This window comes from Microbacterium sp. JZ37, from assembly GCF_035188445.1.
Lineage (GTDB): Bacteria > Actinomycetota > Actinomycetes > Actinomycetales > Microbacteriaceae > Microbacterium > Microbacterium barkeri.
Genome location: NZ_CP045253.1, coordinates 1,651,628 through 1,667,984, shown reverse-complemented (window position 1 = coordinate 1,667,984; position 16,357 = coordinate 1,651,628). Strand labels below are relative to the sequence as shown.

The 16,357-nt window shown below is 74.7% G+C and carries 19 protein-coding genes; 12 read left to right on the top strand and 7 right to left on the bottom strand.

Annotated features, from left to right (window positions below; all coding sequences use genetic code 11):
- The first annotated feature begins 195 nt into the window (after positions 1-195).
- Positions 196-513: a DUF7882 family protein gene (locus GC092_RS07555; protein WP_271171960.1), complete on the top strand. Its 318-nt coding sequence runs from the start codon at positions 196-198 to the stop codon at positions 511-513.
- Between the two features lie 59 nt (positions 514-572).
- On the opposite strand, the gene GC092_RS07550 is transcribed toward GC092_RS07555, so the two are convergent.
- The gene (locus GC092_RS07550; protein WP_271171961.1) at positions 573-1,025 is read right to left on the bottom strand and encodes an SRPBCC family protein; all 453 of its coding nucleotides are present in this window, start codon (positions 1,023-1,025) and stop codon (positions 573-575) included.
- A 165-nt stretch (positions 1,026-1,190) separates the two neighbouring features.
- Here GC092_RS07550 and GC092_RS07545 point away from each other — a divergent pair, with 165 nt between their 5' ends.
- Positions 1,191-1,826: a hypothetical protein gene (locus GC092_RS07545; protein WP_324014721.1), complete on the top strand. Its 636-nt coding sequence runs from the start codon at positions 1,191-1,193 to the stop codon at positions 1,824-1,826.
- A 50-nt stretch (positions 1,827-1,876) separates the two neighbouring features.
- Here GC092_RS07545 and GC092_RS07540 read toward each other — a convergent pair whose 3' ends face one another.
- The 3 genes from GC092_RS07540 to GC092_RS07530 are packed head-to-tail and all read right to left on the bottom strand — an operon-like array spanning position 1,877 to position 3,640.
- Positions 1,877-2,440, bottom strand: coding sequence for a DUF3618 domain-containing protein (locus GC092_RS07540; protein WP_271171963.1), 564 nt, complete (start codon positions 2,438-2,440; stop codon positions 1,877-1,879).
- The gene (locus GC092_RS07535) at positions 2,437-2,856 is read right to left on the bottom strand and encodes a phage holin family protein (RefSeq protein WP_271171964.1); all 420 of its coding nucleotides are present in this window, start codon (positions 2,854-2,856) and stop codon (positions 2,437-2,439) included. The genes GC092_RS07540 and GC092_RS07535 overlap by 4 nt, the downstream gene beginning before the upstream one ends.
- Positions 2,846-3,640 (bottom strand): F0F1 ATP synthase subunit B family protein, encoded by a 795-nt coding sequence (locus tag GC092_RS07530; protein WP_324014720.1) that lies wholly within the window; start codon positions 3,638-3,640, stop codon positions 2,846-2,848. Before GC092_RS07530 ends, GC092_RS07535 begins: the two co-directional genes overlap by 11 nt.
- Before the next feature lie 191 nt (positions 3,641-3,831).
- Between GC092_RS07530 and GC092_RS07525 the strand changes: the two genes are divergently transcribed.
- Both GC092_RS07525 and GC092_RS07520 read left to right on the top strand, forming a co-directional pair.
- Positions 3,832-4,614, top strand: a complete 783-nt coding sequence (locus GC092_RS07525; protein WP_324014718.1) for an alpha/beta fold hydrolase — start codon at positions 3,832-3,834, stop codon at positions 4,612-4,614.
- On the top strand, positions 4,611-5,291 hold the full coding sequence (locus GC092_RS07520; RefSeq protein WP_271171967.1) for an esterase/lipase family protein: 681 nt from the start codon (positions 4,611-4,613) through the stop codon (positions 5,289-5,291). The genes GC092_RS07525 and GC092_RS07520 overlap by 4 nt, the downstream gene beginning before the upstream one ends.
- Positions 5,292-5,295: 4 nt before the next feature.
- Here GC092_RS07520 and GC092_RS07515 read toward each other — a convergent pair whose 3' ends face one another.
- Positions 5,296-6,177: a manganese catalase gene (locus tag GC092_RS07515; protein WP_271171968.1), complete on the bottom strand. Its 882-nt coding sequence runs from the start codon at positions 6,175-6,177 to the stop codon at positions 5,296-5,298.
- A gap of 319 nt (positions 6,178-6,496) precedes the next feature.
- Here GC092_RS07515 and GC092_RS07510 point away from each other — a divergent pair, with 319 nt between their 5' ends.
- The gene (locus GC092_RS07510; protein ID WP_324014717.1) at positions 6,497-7,321 is read left to right on the top strand and encodes a sigma-70 family RNA polymerase sigma factor; all 825 of its coding nucleotides are present in this window, start codon (positions 6,497-6,499) and stop codon (positions 7,319-7,321) included.
- A 35-nt stretch (positions 7,322-7,356) separates the two neighbouring features.
- Here the strand turns inward: GC092_RS07510 and GC092_RS07505 are convergent, their stop codons facing one another.
- Positions 7,357-8,334 (bottom strand): glycosyltransferase family 9 protein, encoded by a 978-nt coding sequence (locus tag GC092_RS07505; protein ID WP_416383298.1) that lies wholly within the window; start codon positions 8,332-8,334, stop codon positions 7,357-7,359.
- Positions 8,335-8,442: 108 nt separating this feature from the next.
- On the opposite strand from GC092_RS07505, the gene GC092_RS07500 reads away from it, so the two are divergent.
- The 7 genes from GC092_RS07500 to GC092_RS07470 are packed head-to-tail and all read left to right on the top strand — an operon-like array spanning position 8,443 to position 15,049.
- Positions 8,443-9,000 carry a D-glycero-alpha-D-manno-heptose-1,7-bisphosphate 7-phosphatase gene (locus GC092_RS07500; RefSeq protein WP_324014713.1) on the top strand — a complete coding sequence of 186 codons (558 nt, stop codon included), beginning with the start codon at positions 8,443-8,445 and terminating at the stop codon, positions 8,998-9,000.
- Positions 8,997-10,058, top strand: coding sequence for a glycosyltransferase family 9 protein (locus GC092_RS07495; RefSeq protein WP_324014711.1), 1,062 nt, complete (start codon positions 8,997-8,999; stop codon positions 10,056-10,058). Before GC092_RS07500 ends, GC092_RS07495 begins: the two co-directional genes overlap by 4 nt.
- Complete coding sequence (locus GC092_RS07490; protein WP_324014709.1) at positions 10,055-11,089, top strand: glycosyltransferase; 1,035 nt, start codon at positions 10,055-10,057, stop codon at positions 11,087-11,089. The genes GC092_RS07495 and GC092_RS07490 overlap by 4 nt, the downstream gene beginning before the upstream one ends.
- Positions 11,086-12,336 carry a glycosyltransferase gene (locus GC092_RS07485; protein ID WP_324014708.1) on the top strand — a complete coding sequence of 417 codons (1,251 nt, stop codon included), beginning with the start codon at positions 11,086-11,088 and terminating at the stop codon, positions 12,334-12,336. The genes GC092_RS07490 and GC092_RS07485 overlap by 4 nt, the downstream gene beginning before the upstream one ends.
- The gene (locus tag GC092_RS07480) at positions 12,333-12,962 is read left to right on the top strand and encodes a D-sedoheptulose-7-phosphate isomerase (protein ID WP_282977846.1); all 630 of its coding nucleotides are present in this window, start codon (positions 12,333-12,335) and stop codon (positions 12,960-12,962) included. The genes GC092_RS07485 and GC092_RS07480 overlap by 4 nt, the downstream gene beginning before the upstream one ends.
- Entirely contained in the window at positions 12,959-14,299 is a 1,341-nt protein-coding gene (rfaE2, locus tag GC092_RS07475; protein ID WP_324014706.1) for a D-glycero-beta-D-manno-heptose 1-phosphate adenylyltransferase, read from the top strand. Before GC092_RS07480 ends, rfaE2 begins: the two co-directional genes overlap by 4 nt.
- A gap of 42 nt (positions 14,300-14,341) precedes the next feature.
- Positions 14,342-15,049, top strand: coding sequence for an SDR family oxidoreductase (locus tag GC092_RS07470; protein WP_271171977.1), 708 nt, complete (start codon positions 14,342-14,344; stop codon positions 15,047-15,049).
- A gap of 48 nt (positions 15,050-15,097) precedes the next feature.
- Here the strand turns inward: GC092_RS07470 and GC092_RS07465 are convergent, their stop codons facing one another.
- Positions 15,098-16,267 (bottom strand): glycosyltransferase family 9 protein, encoded by a 1,170-nt coding sequence (locus tag GC092_RS07465; protein WP_324014704.1) that lies wholly within the window; start codon positions 16,265-16,267, stop codon positions 15,098-15,100.
- Between the last annotated feature and the right edge of the window lie 90 nt (positions 16,268-16,357).

Sequence of the window (16,357 nt, the reverse complement as noted above, 5' to 3'; positions counted from 1 at the left end):
CTTGACGCACCCACCCCGGCGTCCGCGCGGTCCGCGACGGCGCTTTTCCGACGATCGTCGGAAAAGCGCGCGCCTCCCGCGTCGGTGTGTCGCGGTCGTCCCCCGCGCCACGAGCGGGAGCGCGCCTTTCCGGCGGTCCGCCGCGCGGCCGCGCGGGCCGAGCGGTGTGCGACGGCCCGGTCTAGCGTGACCGCCATGGGAGTGCTCTACTACGGCGCGAACGCCTCCGCCATCCACATCGACGACCGTGCGCTCGCGCACATCAAGGTCGTCATCATCAGCAAGCTGCGCCGTGACGAGAGCTTCTCGGTCTCGTGGCGACACCCCGACGAGCGCGAGGGCGGCCGCAGCACGATCTGGATCCACCCCGCGATCCCGCTGCGCTTCGAGTTCGACGAGGCCGATGCGCCGACGCTCAACCGCGAGTGGCTCGAGGAGCTCGCGGTCTCCGCGAACGCCCTCGGCGGCATCCAGCTCGTCGAGGAGCACATCCGGACGCCCGAGAAGCGCTGACGGCGCGACACGGCCCCCGCACTCCGATCACCGGAGCGGCGGGGGCCGATCTGCGCGGATCAGTCGATGTCGCCGCGCCACGCACCGGTCTCGGTGCCGCGGGACTCGATGAACTCCTTGAACTTCCGCAGGTCCTTCTTGACCGCGTGGTCGTCGATGCCGAGGGCTGCGCCGACCTTCTCGGTGAGGTCCGTCGGCTCCCAGTCGAGCTGCACGGTCACGCGCGTGCTCGCGTCGCCGAGCCGGTGGAAGGTCACGACGCCGGCGTGATCCGCCTCACCCGCGACGCTCGTCCACGCGACGCGCTCGTCGGGGTGCTGCTCGGTGATCTTGGCGGTGAACTCGCGCTCGGCGCCGCCGATGTTCACCTTCCAGGCGAGCGTCTCATCGTCGATCTGCCGGATCGACTCGACGAAGCTCAGGAACTGCGGGAACGTCTCGAACTGCGTCCACTGGTCGTACGCCGTCGTGACGTCGACGTCGACATCGATGCTCTCCGTGATGCGAGCCATGGGGGTGTCCTTCCGATCGTTGGGTTGGGCTCCATCGTGTGCCGCGCTCGGATGACGCGTCACGGGGGTTGCCACATCGCGAGCCCTCGGGTATCGGGCGTCCCGCCGCACGCGGGCCCTCGTAAGCTGTCGGCAGGACGCACGTCTCGAGGAGGGTGAGGACGCATGGCGCTTCCCGACCGGATCGGGCCCCGCGACGAGGATGCGCGCCGCGCGGTCTTCGCGTTCGACCAGGCCGTCGACGCGCTCGCCGAGGAGTCGGCGTTCCTGTCCGTCGGCCCCGACCGCCAGGCGGCCCGCTACCTCGCGGACGCGCATCGGACGCTCGACGGCGTGCGCACCTCGATGCACCGCATCGCGGCACGCGCCTCCGACGCGGGCCTCCGCAAGGGAGCGCGGCGGCGCCTGCAGGCCCTCGCGGCGGATCTCGCCCAGGCCGGGCTGCGCGACGCCGAGCACGCGCGGGCAGCGGCGCAGCGGCTGCGCGCCACCGCCGTCGCGCCGACCGGCGGCTGGGGTGCGACCCTCAGGCACCAGACCGCGCGGGCGACCGCGTGGGGCGTCGAGAAGTGGACGGGCTCGCCGCTCGCGCCGGTCGAGCTGCGCAGCACGAAGGCGGCTGCGCTCGCCGAGTCCTCGGCCGACGCGATCGCGCAGCGCGGCCTCGCACCCGCGCGCTCCCGCGTGCGGACGTGGCTCATCGTCGCGGGGTCGGCCGCCGCCGCAGCGGTGATCGGCGGCGCCTCGCTGGCCGTGTACGGCGCCTGGAGCCTCATCGGGCTCCTCTTCGGCGCGGGCTGACGCAGGACGGCGGGCGGGCTCCGCGGAGCCCGCCCGCTGTCCTGCCGGAGTCAGCTTCCCTGCACGTTGTCGCGCGCCTCCTGGGCGCGCCCGGCCACCGCGTCGGCCGAGCCCTGAGCCTCCGACTTCACATGCTCGGCGGCCTCGGTCGCGGTGTCCCTGATCGACTCCGCCGCCTGCTGGGCAGGCTCCCTGAGGTGCGCGCCGACCTCCTGTGCGACGTCCTTGACCTCGTCGACGAGCGGCTGAGCCTGCTCCCTGACATCCTGCGCGATCCGCTTCTCCCTGCCGGACGCGGGGATGAGCGACGAGGCGAGCAGCCCCACGCCGAAGGCGATGAGGCCGACAGCCATGGGGTTGCCCTCGGCCTTCGCCGCGGCGCGGTGCGTGGCGTCGGCGACCGTCTCACCGGCGTCGTGCAGGCTCGAGCCGGCGTCGTCGGCCGCTCCCATCACACGCTCGCGCAGCGATCCGAAGGCCCCCTTGAGCCTGCTCGTCTGCCTGTCCATGATCTTCGAAGGCGTCACCTTGTCGACGAGGGCGTCGGCGTCGCGGCCCAGCTCGCGGCGCGTGCGCTCGATGTCGGCGCGGATGGCGTCGGGTGAATCGGTCATCGGTTCTCCTCATCTCTCCCCAGAGCGCCGGGGATCTTCTTGAGCGACTCCACGGTCTGCGGAGCGCCCTTCACGTTCTTCAGGTCCTTGCGGCCGATCGCGAACATCACGGCCGCGGCGATCGCCCAGAGGACGGCGACGATGACGGCCGACCACCCGAGGCCCGTGAGCAGGCCGATGGCCCACCACAGCGCCACGGACAGGAAGAACACCGCCATGAGCGCGGAGTACGCGGCGCCGCTCAGCAGGCCGGCGCCCTTCCCCGCGCGGGTCGCCGACTCCCGCAGCTCCGCCTTGGCGAGCTCGAGCTCCTGCCTCATCAGCAGGGACATGTCGCTCGTGACCTCGGACAGGAGGTCGCCGAGCGAGGTCGTCGCCGCCTTCTGCTCCGACGGGGTCGGCTGGTCAGAGGTCATTCCCGATCCCCTCCCCCGGGCGCGCGCGCTCGGCGCGCGAGCGGTCGTAGACGGGCGTGCCCTCCTCGCGCGACGGCGGAAGGTCCGACGGCGTGGCGAGCGGGTCCGACACCGGCGCGCCCGGCGCGCCTGGCTCGCCGTATCCGCCCGGGGCTGCCGCCGACGGCGTGCCGTCGCCCGCGGTCGTCGTCGGTGCGGCGGCCGGCACGGCGGGAGCCGTCGGAGCCGCGGCGACGTCGTCCGTGCGCTCGGCCGACGCGCCCTGCGCGCTCTCCGCACCGCTCTCCGCGAGCGCGCGCGTGAGGCGCCCGGCGGCGAGCCCCGCGAGCAGCGCGCCCGCGATGAACACGCCGGGGCGACGGCGCGCGAACGAGGTGACCTCGTGCATGAGCGAGCCGGGGTCGCGGTCGTCGAGCCAGGTGGACGCGCCCTTCAGACGGGTCGAGGCCTGACGCACGATGCCCGTCGCGACGCCGGGATTCTCGGAGCCCGCGGCGAGCGACTCGAGCTCGTCGCCGACCGAGCGGAGCCCCTCGGCGACGCGCCGCTGCTGCGCGGCGGCCTGATCGCGCAGCTCGCGCTGGGTCTGGCTGTAGACGTCCTTGAGCTGCGCCTTCGCCTCGTGGGCGACATGCGACGCCTCCTGCTTGGCGGTGTCGACGACGTGGCCGGCCTCGGCCCTGGCCGTCTCCGTGACGTCGGCGGCCTCCTGTCGCGCCGTGTCGACGGCGCCCGTGGGGCGGCTGTCCGCCTCGGTCGGCACCTGACCAGAGAACTGAGACATGGGGGACTTCCTTTCCGTTACCGCTGCGGATGGATTCACCGGCGATGCAACACCGTCCCGCGTCCGATTTCGCGAGGGTTGACGGACCCCCTCCGCGTGTGGCACGCGCGGCGCGCGATCGAGAGGTCGCCGCCTCCGGCCGCCCGCGTCAACCCCGAGACACCGTCCGCCCGCAACGGGAGACTGGGTCCATGACGACCGACCGACTCGTGCGCGTGGCCGATGCGACGTTCCGCGTGCGCACGCGCGGGCGGCCCGGCTCCGGCCATCCGCCGATCGTGCTCGTGCACGGGATCGGCATCTCGCACCGCGCCTTCTCCCGGCTCGCCGAGGTGCTCGCCGCAGACGACGTCGTGCACGTCCTCGACATGCCGGGCTTCGACGACCTGCCGCATCCCGCGCACTCCCCCGACGTGCCCGCGATGGCCGAGCTGCTCGCCGACGTGATCGCCGGCCTCGGCGACGGCCCGTTCGCGGTCGTCGGCAACTCGATGGGCACGCAGTGGGCGATCGAGCTCGCCTGCCGGCACCCCGGCCTCGTGTCGCGCGTCGTCGCGATCGGGCCGGTCGTCGACGAGCGGCGTCGCTCCGCCGCGCGGCAGGCCCTGGCTCTCGCCCACGACTGCCTGCGCGAGACCGTCTCCGCGAACGCGATCGTGCTGAGCGACTACGTGCGCTGCGGGCCGCGCTGGTACTTCCGCCAGCTCCCGCACATGCTCGCGTACCGGCCGGAGGAGCGCGTGACCGCTCTCCGTCGGCCGCTGCTCATCGTGCGCGGAGAGCGCGACCCGGTCGCCCGACGGGCGTGGTGCGTGCGCCTGCGCGACGCCGCGCAGAACGGCAGGCTCGTCGAGATCGCCGGCCAGCCCCACCTCGTGCAGCACACCGCACCCCGCGCCGTCGCCGCCGTGCTGCGGCCGTTCCTCGCCGCCGACCGGGAGCCGTCGCGTGCGGGGGACGCGGAGGGCCCGTGATCGGGCCGCTGCGGCGGCTCGCCTGGTGGGCGGCCGACTACGCCTACGCGGCCCTCGCTCAGCTGCGCGCCCTCACACGGCGTCGCTCAGCGGCCGAGTTCCGCTCGGGCTCCCTCGCACCCGTGGTCGTGATCCCCGGGGTGTACGAGTCGTGGCGATTCCTCACCCCGCTCGTCGTCGCCCTGCACGCACGCGGCCATCCCGTGCACGTCGTCGAGCCGCTCCGGCACAACCGCATGCCGTTCTCGGCCGGAGCGGACCTCGTGGCCGAGCTCCTCGAGACGCGCGAGCTGCGCGACGTCGTCCTCGTCGCGCACAGCAAGGGCGGGCTCATCGGGAAGCGCGCGATGTCGCTTCCCGCCGCCGCCCGGCGCGTGCACGGGATGGTCGCGGTCGCGACGCCGTTCGGCGGCTCGCGCTATGCGCGCTTCCTCGCCGCCCCCACTCTCCGCGCATTCTCGCCGCGCGACGCGGCCCTCCGTGCGCTCGCGCAGGCGACCGAGGTCAACGCGCGGATCGTGTCGGTGTACGCGCGCTTCGACCCGCACATCCCCGAGGGCAGCGAGCTCCTCGGTGCGCGCAACGTCGTGCTCGAGACGGGCGGCCACTTCCGGGTGCTCGCGCATCCGCGGGTCATCGCGGAGGTGGCCGCCCTCGCCGAGACGGCGGATCGATGAGCGCCTACTCGCGGTGCAGCCTGTCCTGCGCCGCGCCCGCGATCCGCTCGACCGTGTTCGGGACGTCCGTCGTGCCGTAGAAGCGCGCGTCCGGGTGCGTGGGCGCCGGCATCGGAGCCGTCGTCGTGGGCCCGTCGTGGTAGGTGAACTCGCCCTTCCCGTCGGGCGTCGGGCCCGACGCCCACGATCCGTCGCGGGCGGCCGCGCCGTCGCTGAAGTTCAGGTACTGGTAGGAGACCTCGCGGTCCTCCTTCGCCAGCGGGAAGTTGCTCGGCACGGGAAGCTCCTCGATCCCCTCCGACTTCAGCTCCTCCGCCGCCGCGAGCCACTGGTTCTGGTGCATCGTGTCGCGCGCGAGGAGGAACGCGAGCAGGTCCCGCACGCCGTGGTCATCCGTCATGTGGTACAGCCGCGCGACCTGCAGCCTGCCCTGCATCTCGGCGTTGGCGTTGGCCGTGAAGTCGGCGAGCAGGTTGCCGCTCGCGGTGATGTACGAGCCCGACCACGGGTTGCCGTTGCTGTCGACGGGGCGCGCGCCGGCGCCGGCGACGATGCCCTGCTGGACGTCGGTGCCGCCGACCACCGCCGCCACCGTCGGGTCGCTCTGCACGGCGTCCTCCGTGATCCCGAGCGGCGACTTCTCGAGGAGCTGCGCGATCATCACCGCGAGCATCTCGACATGGCCCATCTCCTCCGCGCCGATGCCGAAGACGAGGTCGCGGTACTTGCCGGGCATGTGCATGTTCCATCCCTGGAACTGGTACTGCAGGGCGACGGTGATCTCGCCGTACTGGCCGCCGAGCACCTCCTGCAGCTTCCGCGCGTACACCGCGTCGGGAGCGTCTGGCTTGGCTGCGTGCTGGAGTTCCTGCCTGTGGAGAAACATGGATCGCCTTCCGTGTGTCGTCGGTTTCGGGCGCCAGTCAAGCTCGCGCGCACCGTCGGCGACACGGGGTTCCGGATGGCCCGGCCACGTGACACAATCACGCTCCGCTCGGAGGGGCGGCCTCGCTCGCGCTGCTTCTACTCCTCCTTCTCCTTCTCCGCAAGCCACTTCTGACGGGCGCCCCTCCTTCGCTTCAGTGGGAGCCAGACCTCTCCGCGAGCACTGCTCCGGAGCCGCAGACACCGCCCGCGCCACGGGCCGCACGCGTGCAGACGCGGTGCCCGAGCGCGCCCTCGCAACGCTTCGAAAGAGGTGCCCCATGCCCATCTCCGCCATCGCTCCGACACCGGCTCCCGCCCGCCGCGCCCCGCGAGCGCAGGAGGATCGCAACGCCCGTGCGGTCGCGCTCCTCGAACGCGCGCGGTCCGCGCCCGCGGCCGAGCGGACGCGGCTCCAGCAGCAGGTGGTCGTGGAGTACCTCGACGTCGCCGACGCGGTCGCGAGCCGGTACGTCTCGCGACCGCAGGACGCGGGCGACGTGCGGCAGGTCGCGTATCTCGGCCTCACGAAGGCGGTCCAGCGCTTCGCGCCCGACCGCGGCGCGGACATCGTGTCCTTCGCCGTCCCGACGATCGCGGGTGAGATCAAACGGCATCTGCGCGACACGAGCTGGGTGGTGCGCCCGCCCCGGCAGCTCCAGGAGCTGCACGCAGAGCTCCGCACGGCCGTCCCCCGCATCGCCCAGCAGCTCGGGCACGACCCGTCTCCCGCCGAGATCGCCGCGGAGACGGGGTTCGCGGTCGAGCACGTCGTCGAGGCGATCGACTGCGGACAGGGCCGCCAGCCGGCCTCGCTCGACGCGCCGCACGCCGCGACCCCGGACGGGTCGCTCACCCTGGGCGACACGCTGCACGCGAGCGGCGCCGACTTCGCCCGCGCGGAGGTGAGCGCCGCGCTCGCCGCCGCCTGCCGCACCCTGAGCCCGCGCGAGCGGAGGATCCTCTACCTGCGCTTCTTCCACGAGCAGACGCAGGCGGAGATCGCGCGGGAGTGCGGGGTCACGCAGATGCAGATCTCGCGCCTTCTGACCAAGATCCTCTCGACCCTGCGCGGGCAGCTGACCCCCGACCTCCTCGCGGCCTGAGGAGAGCGCGAATGGCGGCCGGACTCCCCTTCCCCTCAGCGACGCACCGAGCGGGCCGCGGCGATCACCTCGTCTGCCTGGACCGCGAGCAGCGCAGGGTCGGGGGTCGCCGCGAACGCGTCGCCTCGGCGGACCGCCGGATCGGTGAGGGCGATGTGCGGCCCCTCCGGCGGCCCCCATTCCTCGACCGGAGCCGGCCCGAACACGACGACCGACGGCGTGCGGTATGCGGATGCGAGATGCGCCGCGCCGGTGTCGGCGGACACGACGACCGACGCGTCGGCCACGAGGGCCGCGAGCTCATCGAGGCGCGTCCGGTCCGCGAGCACCGCGTCCTCGTCGAGACCCGCGGCCGACGCGACGGCCTCCGCGCGCTCGCGGTCGGCCGCGCCGCCGGTCAGCACGATCCGGAGGCCGTCCGACCGGAGTGCGCGCGCGACCGCGGCGAACCGATCGACGGGCCACTGCCGCGATCCGTAGAACGCGCCCACGTGCAGCACCGCGGCGCCCGGGGCGGGCGATGCCGTCGTCGGGAGGGCGATGGCGACGTCGTCCTCATCGGCGGTCGCTCCGTACGCCGAGACGAGTCGCGCCCAGCGGCGTCGTTCCAGGATCCCGTCGAGCCACTCGGGGCCGTCCGGGTCGCTCGGCGAGCGGTGCACGATCCGGACGCGGGCGCCCAGCGCGTCGATCAGCGCCCGCGATTCCGGGCCGTTGCCATGGAGGTTCGCGGCCACGTCGACGACTCCCGCGTCGAGCGGCAGGGGGTCGTCGAGGCCCGGCGTCGGCAGCAGCGCATCGACGCTGCCGACGAGCGCGGCGACCGGCGCCAGCCACCCGGGAGCGGCGAGCACGACCTCGTGGTCGGGGTGCGCACGCCGCAGACCGTGCAGCGCGGGCACCGCGACGAGCAGGTCGCCCAGCTTGAGGGCCCGCAGCGCGAGGACGATGGGGCGATCGGACGGCTCGGTGAAGATGCGCACCAACCCATCGTGAACCGGCTCGCACGCCATCCGAACCCGCTTGCGCCGCGGCCAGGGCGGATGGCAGGAGCGCGGGACGCGAGGAGAAGTTCGCACCGGGGCGTTTGCCTCGCGGTGCGCGGGGGAAGTGCTTCTCGTATGGACGACCGTGACCGACCGCTCCGCGCGATCCTCTTCGATCGCGACGACACGCTCGTCGTCGACGTGCCGTACAACGGCGACCCCGACCGGGTCTCCCCCATGCCGACCGCTGTCGAGGCGCTGCGTCTCGTGCGCGCCCGCGGCCTGCGCACGGGGGTGGTCAGCAATCAGTCCGGCATCGCCCGCGGCATGCTGTCCGCCGACGAGGTGCGCCGGGTCAACGCGCGCGTGGACGAGGTGCTCGGCCCCTTCGACGTCTGGCGGTTCTGCCCGCACGGGCCGGACGACGGCTGCGCGTGCCGGAAGCCGCGGCCGGGCCTCGTCCTGTCCGCGGCCGACGCGCTCGGCTTCGCGCCGGCCCAGCTCGCGGTGATCGGCGACATCGGCGCCGACATGGGCGCCGCCGCTGCCGCCGGGGCGCGTGCGGTGCTCGTGCCGACCGCCCGCACGCTGCCCGACGAGATCGCCGCGGCGCCGCGGGTCGCGCCGGATCTGGCCGCGGCCGTCGCCCTCCTGCTCGGGGAGCCGGTGCCCGCAGGGAGGGCGGCCTCATGAGGCGGCGCGTCCTCGTCGCGCGGCTCGACAGCATGGGCGACGTCCTGCTGGCGGGGCCGGCCGTCCGCGCCGTCGCGCGCGAGGCCGAGGTCATCATGCTGTGCGGGCCCCGGGGCGCCGCGGCGGGAGCGCTTCTGCCGGGTGTGCGCGACGTCATGGTCTGGGACGCCCCGTGGATCTCCGATCCGGCGCCCGCGGTGACCGGTGGACGCATCGACCAGCTCATCCACCGTCTGCGCACCGCGCGCATCGACGAGGCCGTGATCCTCACGTCGTTCCATCAGTCTCCGCTCCCCCTTGCCCTCCTCCTCCGGCTCGCGGGCGTGGACCGGATCGCGGGGGCCTCCGTCGACTACCCGGGCTCCCTCCTGGACGTCCGCCTGCGCCCCGGAGAGGACCTTCCCGAGGACATCCCCGAGGTGGACCGCGCGTGCGCGATCGCCGAGGCCGCCGGCTTCCCGGCCGAGGCCGACCGGCGCCTGCGCGTGCGCGACGTGGCCGACGCGTCCGCCCTCGTCGGCGACGGGCGCTACATCGTCCTCCACCCGGGAGCGGCCGTGAGCGCGCGCCGGTGGCCGGTCGAGGGGTTCGCCGGAGCGGCGCGGCTCCTGGCCGAGTCAGGGCGCCGGGTCGTCGTGACCGGCGCGGAGGGCGAGCGCGACCTCACGGCGCTCGTCGCGAGGACGGCCGGGCCGCACGCCGTCGACCTCGCGGGAGCCTGCGACCTGCGGCTGCTGGCCGGCGTGCTCGCCGGCGCCGACGCCGTCGTCGTCGCGAACACCGGGCCCGCTCACCTCGCCGCAGCGGTCGGGACGCCGGTGGTGAGCCTGTTCTCGCCCGTCGTGCCGGCCGTCCGCTGGGCGCCGTACGGCGTGCCCGTCGCGCTGCTGGGCGATCAGGACGCGCCCTGTCGCGGGACGCGCGCCCGCGACTGCCCCGTGCCCGGCCACCCGTGCCTCGCCGGCGTCGCCCCCGCGGAGGTCGCGACGGCGGCCATCCGCCTCGCCGACGCTCGCGAAGCCCACCCGATCGACACGAAGGACGGAGCGATCAGATGAGGATCCTGGTCTGGCACGTGCACGGCGGATGGATGAACGCCTTCCTCCGCGGGACGCACGAGTACGTCGTGCCCCGCCCAGACGACGAAGCGACGCCTCCGCACCTGCCGGAGCGCGCGCGGGCGGTGGCCGAATCGGCGCTGCGCGGTGAGGAGGTCGACCTCGTCGTGCTGCAGCGTCTCGAGGAGCTGGAGGCCGTCGAGCGCCTCCTCGGGCGCGTCCCCGGCCGCGACGTGCCCGCGGTCTTCGTCGAGCACAACACGCCGAAGGAGCGGCCGATCGACCAGCGTCACCCGCTCGCGGAGCAGCGCGCCATCCCGATCGTGCACGTCACGCACTTCAACCGGCTCGTCTGGGACAGCGGCGACGCGCCCACAGCGGTCATCGAGCACGGCGTGCCCGATCCCGGTGCCCTCTACACGGGTGCCCTCCCCGCGCTCGGCGTGGTGGTCAACGAGCCCGTGCGGCGCGGGAGGGTCACCGGGACGGATCTGCTGCCGGCCTTCGCCGAGATCGCGCCGCTGCACGCGTTCGGCATCGACACGGACCTCCTCCCAGGCGCTCTGGGCCTCGGTCCGGACCGGCTGCAGGTCGTCGGCGACCTGCCGACGCCCCTCCTGCACGGCGAGCTCGCGCGGCGGCGCGCGTACCTCCACCCGCTGCGGTGGACGTCGCTCGGCCTCTCCCTCCTCGAGGCGATGAGCCTCGGGATGCCCGTGCTCGTCCTCGCGACCACCGAGGCGGCGCGCGCCGTGCCGCCCGAGGCGGGTGCGATCTCGTCGGATCCGGACGGCCTGCGCGCCGCCGCGCGGACGCTCATGGACGATCCGGACGAGGCGCGCCGCCGCGGGCTCGCCGCACGCGCGTTCGCCCGCGCGCACTACGGCCTCGAGCGCTTCCTGCAGGACTGGGACGCGCTGCTCGAGGAGCACGTCGCGGCGCACGCCGCGGCGCGACGCAGACGAGCGCGCTCGCTCGCGGGTGCCACGCAGCCCGCGCTCGTCTCGATCATGGAAGGAACGGACCGATGAAGATCTCGATGGTCTCCGAGCACGCGAGTCCTCTGGCCGCGCCGGGAAGCGTGGACGCGGGCGGACAGAACGTCCACGTCGCCGCGCTCTCGCGAGCGCTCGCGCGGCGCGGGCACACCGTGACGGTCTGCACGCGCCGCGACGACCCCTCCCTGCCCCGTCGGGTCCGGCTCGATGACGGCGTCGAGGTCGTCCACATCGACGCGGGCCCTGCCGAGCACGTCGCGAAGGACGATCTCCTGCCGTTCATGGGCGAGCTCGCCGCCGGCCTCGCCGAGGAATGGCGGGACGACCGCCCCGACGTCGTCCACAGCCACTTCTGGATGTCGGGGCTCGCCGCGCTCGACGGCGTCGCCGCCCTCCGCGGCGCAGCTGCTCCGCCGCCCGTGCTGCACACCTTCCACGCCCTCGGGGTCGTGAAGCGCCGCCACCAGGGCGCGGCCGATACGAGCCCGCCCGAGCGGGAATGGCTCGAGCCCCGGGTCGGCCGCGAGGTCGACATGGTCGTGGCCACCTGCTCGGATGAGGCGTTCGAGCTCCGCGCGCTGGGCGTCCCGTCGCGACGCATCTCGATCGCGCCCTGCGGCGTCGACCTCGACCTCTTCCGGCCGCAGGGCTCGGTCGAGGAGCGCGGAGCCCGCCATCGCGTGCTCAGCGTCGGGCGGCTCGTGCCCCGCAAGGGCGTCGACCTCGTGGTGCGGGCGATCGCCCGCCTCCGCGCCGAGGGGATCGACGACGTCGAGCTCGTCGTCGTCGGCTCCGACGGCGCGGCAGGCGCCGCCGATCCCGAGGCGGCTCGACTGCGGGCGCTCGCGGCCGACCTGGGCGTCGCCGACCGCGTCGTGTTCCGAGGCCAGGTGAGCCGCGACGGCATGCCGGCTCTCCTGCGATCGTCCGACGTCGTCGTGTGCGCGCCCTGGTACGAGCCGTTCGGCATCGTGCCGCTCGAGGCGATGGCGTGCGGCACCCCCGTCATCGCGGCATCCGTCGGCGGACTCATCGACACGGTCGTCGACGGCGCGACCGGGCTGCACGTGCCGCCGCGCGATGCCGACGCGATCGCCGTCGCGCTCCGGCGCCTGCTGCCCGACCGCGATCTCCTCCGCGCCTTCGGCACGGCGGGGCGCGAGCGCGTCGAGGCGCGCTACTCGTGGGATCGGGTCGCCGCGCAGACCGAGCGCATCTATGCGAGCACGCTGTCCCGCGCCCGCCGAGCGGGCGGCCGACTGGAAGGAGCGGCGCTGTGACCATCGCCGAGACCCGAGGCGCGGCGCGCGTGGGCGCCCCCGCGCGTGTCGACCCCGTCCGCGACCACCTCCGCGGCCTCGGCGCGGCCCTCGCGTCGGCGGAGCGTCATGCCGAGCAGCTCGAGGCCTGGGGCGTCGAGCTCGCCGCCCGACTGCGGCGCGGCCAGCGCGTGCTCGTGGCGGGCAACGGCGGCTCCGCCGCCGAGGCGCAGCATCTGACCGCGGAGCTCGTCGGCCGCTACCGCGAGGAGCGTCCGGCATACTCTGCGATCGCCCTCAACGCCGAGACCTCGAGCGTGACGGCGATCGGCAACGACTACGGGTTCGACGAGGTGTTCGCGCGGCAGGTGCGCGCGCACGCCCGCGCAGGCGACATCGTGCTCCTGCTGTCCACGAGCGGCGCGAGCCCGAACCTGCTCCACGCCGCCCGCGCGGGTCGCCTCGCCGGCGCGGCCACCTGGGCGCTCACCGGCCCCGGCCCGAACCCGCTCGCGGAGGTGTGCGACGAGGCCGTCTGCCTCGATGGACCGTCGCCGCACGTCCAGGAGTGCCAGCTCGCCGCGATCCACGCGGTGTGCCGCGTGTTCGACGCGATCGTCATGGATGAGGAAGGACGCAGCTCATGAACATCGTCGTGGTCGGGGACGTGCTCCTCGACGAGGACGTCGACGGCGCGTCGACTCGGATGTCGCCGGACGCCCCGGTGCCGGTGATCGACGTCGCGTCGCGCACGCAGCGGGCCGGCGGGGCAGGACTCGTCGCGACGCTGCTCGCGCGCGACGGGCACGACGTCGCCCTCGTCACGGCGCTGTCCGACGACCCCTCCGCCGACCGCGTGCGCGCGTGCCTCGCGGGTGTCCGGATCGTCGCGGGCGCCTCGCACGCGCCGACACCCATGAAGTCCCGCATCCGCGCCAACGGCCATCCGATCGCGCGGCTCGACGACGGCTGCGGGCCGGCCCCGGAGCCCGAGGTCACCGACGAGATGCTCACGGCGATCGCGGAGGCGGATGCGATCGTGGTGGCCGACTACGGCAGGGGGCTCGCCGCGCGCGCGCCGCTGCGGAGCGCGCTCGCGCGCCGCGCCGCGCACGCGCCGCTCGTGTGGGACCCGCATCCGCGCGGCGCGCAGCCCGTGGCGCAGGCCCGCCTCGTCACGCCGAACCTCGCCGAGGCGACGAGCGCATCGGGTGAGGGCGATCCCGAGGACGCGGCACGCCGTCTCCGCGATCTCTGGGGATGCGCGGCCGTCGCCGTGACGGCGGGTGAGCAGGGCGCTGTGCTCGCGACGGGCGACGGCGCGATCCGGCTGCCCGCGCTGCCCGTGGCGACGAGCGATCCGTGCGGAGCGGGCGACCGGTTCGCCGCGACGGCAGCCGTGGCCCTCGCCCGCGGCGACGATGAGCGCACGGCCGTCCGCGCGGCGGTCGACGCGGCGGGGGCCTTCCTCGCGGCGGGCGGCGTGTCGACGCTGGACGCGGCCGCCCTCTCCCGTCTTCCCGACGGCCGACGCGACGCGCGCGCGGTCGCCGAAGCGGTGCGGAGCCGAGGCGGCACCGTGGTCGCGACGGGCGGCTGCTTCGACCTCGTCCACGCGGGCCACGTGCGGACCCTCGAGGCGGCGCGCGCCCTGGGCGACTGCCTCATCGTCTGCCTCAACTCCGACGCCTCCGTCCGCCGACTCAAGGGTCCGCAACGCCCGATCATCGGCGAGAGCGACCGCGTCGAGCTGCTCAGCGCCCTGGCGTGCGTCGATGCCGTCGTCGTGTTCGACGAGGACGGTCCCGAGCGCGCGATCGAGGGCATCCGGCCCGACCTCTGGGTCAAGGGCGGCGACTACAGCGCCGAGAGCCTTCCCGAGGCGCGCATCCTCGAGCGCTGGGGCGGCCGCGCTCTCACGCTCCCGTACCACCTCGGCCGTTCGACCACCGCGCTCGCCTCGGCGCTCGCGAAGGTCGGCTGAGCCATCCCGATCGCCGGCGTCAGCCGGAGAAGGAGGAACCACATGCAGGACACCTATCCGCGCCCCCTCGGCCGCGTGCTCGTGACCGGAGGCGGCTCGGGCCTCGGCGAGGCCGTCGTCCGCGCCGTCGCCGACGGCGGCGGAACGCCGGCCGTCATCGACCGGGATGTCTCGGGGATCGTCGGCGCGATCACGACCCGGCAGGCGGATGTCTCGGACCGGCTCGCGGTCGAGCGCGCGGTCGCGGAGATCGCCGAGGAGCTCGGCGGCATCGACGCGGTCGTGACGGCCGCGGGAATCGACCGCTGCGGACGCCTCGACGCCGTCGCCGCCGAGGAGTGGGAGCGCGTGATCGGCGTCAATCTGCTCGGCACGGTCTCCGTGGTCCGCGCCGCGCTGCCGCACATCGAGCGGGCCCACGGACGCGTCGTGACGGTGGCGTCGTCGCTCGCGCTGCGGGCGCTCCCCGATGCCACGGCGTACTGCGCATCGAAGTTCGGCGTGCTGGGATTCTCCCGGGCGCTCGCCGCGGAGACGCGCGGTCGCATCGGGGTCACGACGCTCATCCCGGCGGGGATGCGCACGCGCTTCTTCGACGACCGCGACGAGCAGTATCGGCCGGGTCCCGACGCGCAGCTCAACGACCCCGCCGAGGTGGCGCGCACGGTGGTCTTCGCGCTGCAGCAGCCGCGGGGCTGCGAGGTCCGCGAGCTCGTCGTCTGCCCCGAGGAGGAGCCGTCGTGGCCGTGATCCGGTGAGACCCGCCGGGCCCCGCTGACCGGAGGGGCCCGGCGGGTCTCACCGCGCGCGCTCCGCCGCGGCGTCCTCGAGGAGGCGCAGCGCGTCGTCGCGCACGGCGGCCACCGGCACATCGGCGACGAACGAGACATCGTGCGCGCACCGCTCGGCGGTCCATCCGACCTGTGTCGCGTCTCGCCCGCACACGGGGCAGTGCGTCGTCCACCCCAGCTGCACGCGGTGACGTCCCCGGCCGAGAGGCCCCGCGTTCACGACGTTGCCGAACCAGTACACCGCGGCGGTCCGGGCGCCGACCGCCTGCGCGAGGTGGCGCGGGCCGCTGTCGTTCCCGATCACGACCGCGGCGTGGGCGAGGACGCCGGCGAGCGCGCCGAGATCGAGCGCGCCGGACAGGTCCCGCACGCGGTCGGACGGCGCGTCGACCGCGGCGGCGATGCGACCGCACAGATGGGCGTCCTCGCCATCGCCGACGAGGACCACGCGGGCTCCCGCGTCCACGAGCGCGGCGGCGACCGCGGCGAAGCGCTCGGCGGGCCATCGGCGTCGCGGGTCCGTCGCGCCGGGATGGATCACGGCGACGGGGCGATCCGCTCCGCACCGCTCCGCGGCGTGGGCGCGCTCGCGCGCGGACGTGCCGAGGCGCGGCTCGAGAGCCACCGGCGCGGCGCCGGCGAGGCCGGCGACCTCGAGGCCGCGGAGCATCTCGTGCTGGTAGTAGACGTAGTCGATCGTGCGCTCGAGGGGCGCGGCATCATCCGTGCGCGTGCCGACCGTGTGCCGCGCTCCGAGCGACAGCAGGAACGGGTTGGAGAAGCGCCCTCCCCCGTGCAGCTGGACGGCCAGATCCCACCCTTCCTCCCGCTGCTCGGCCGCGAACCGCTCGATCTCCCGGACATCCGCCGCGGCGTCGGGCGCCGCGCCCACGCCCGGGATCGCCGGGAGGACGCGCACGCGATGCGGCGCGCCGTCGCGCCCCGGCAGGAGGGCGCGCGCGACGGGCGCGCCGAGCAGCGTCACCTCGGCCTCGGGATACGACGCCATGAGTGCCTGCATCGCCGGCACGGCGAAGAGGAGGTCGCCGAGGCCGCCCGCGCGCAGTACGGCGATGCGCCGCACGCCGGCGAATCGGTCGCGCGGCGGCGCGACCGCCGGAGCGGGTGCCGCGGGGCGGGTGCCCAGCGGATCGGCGAGCGCTGTCTCCGGCGTCATGTGCGGCTCCTTCTCGTGCGGCAGGGTTCCTCTCCTCCTTCCGTTCCCCCGCGCCGCGCACGGCAAACCCCGGCGAGCGCGGTGTGTGAA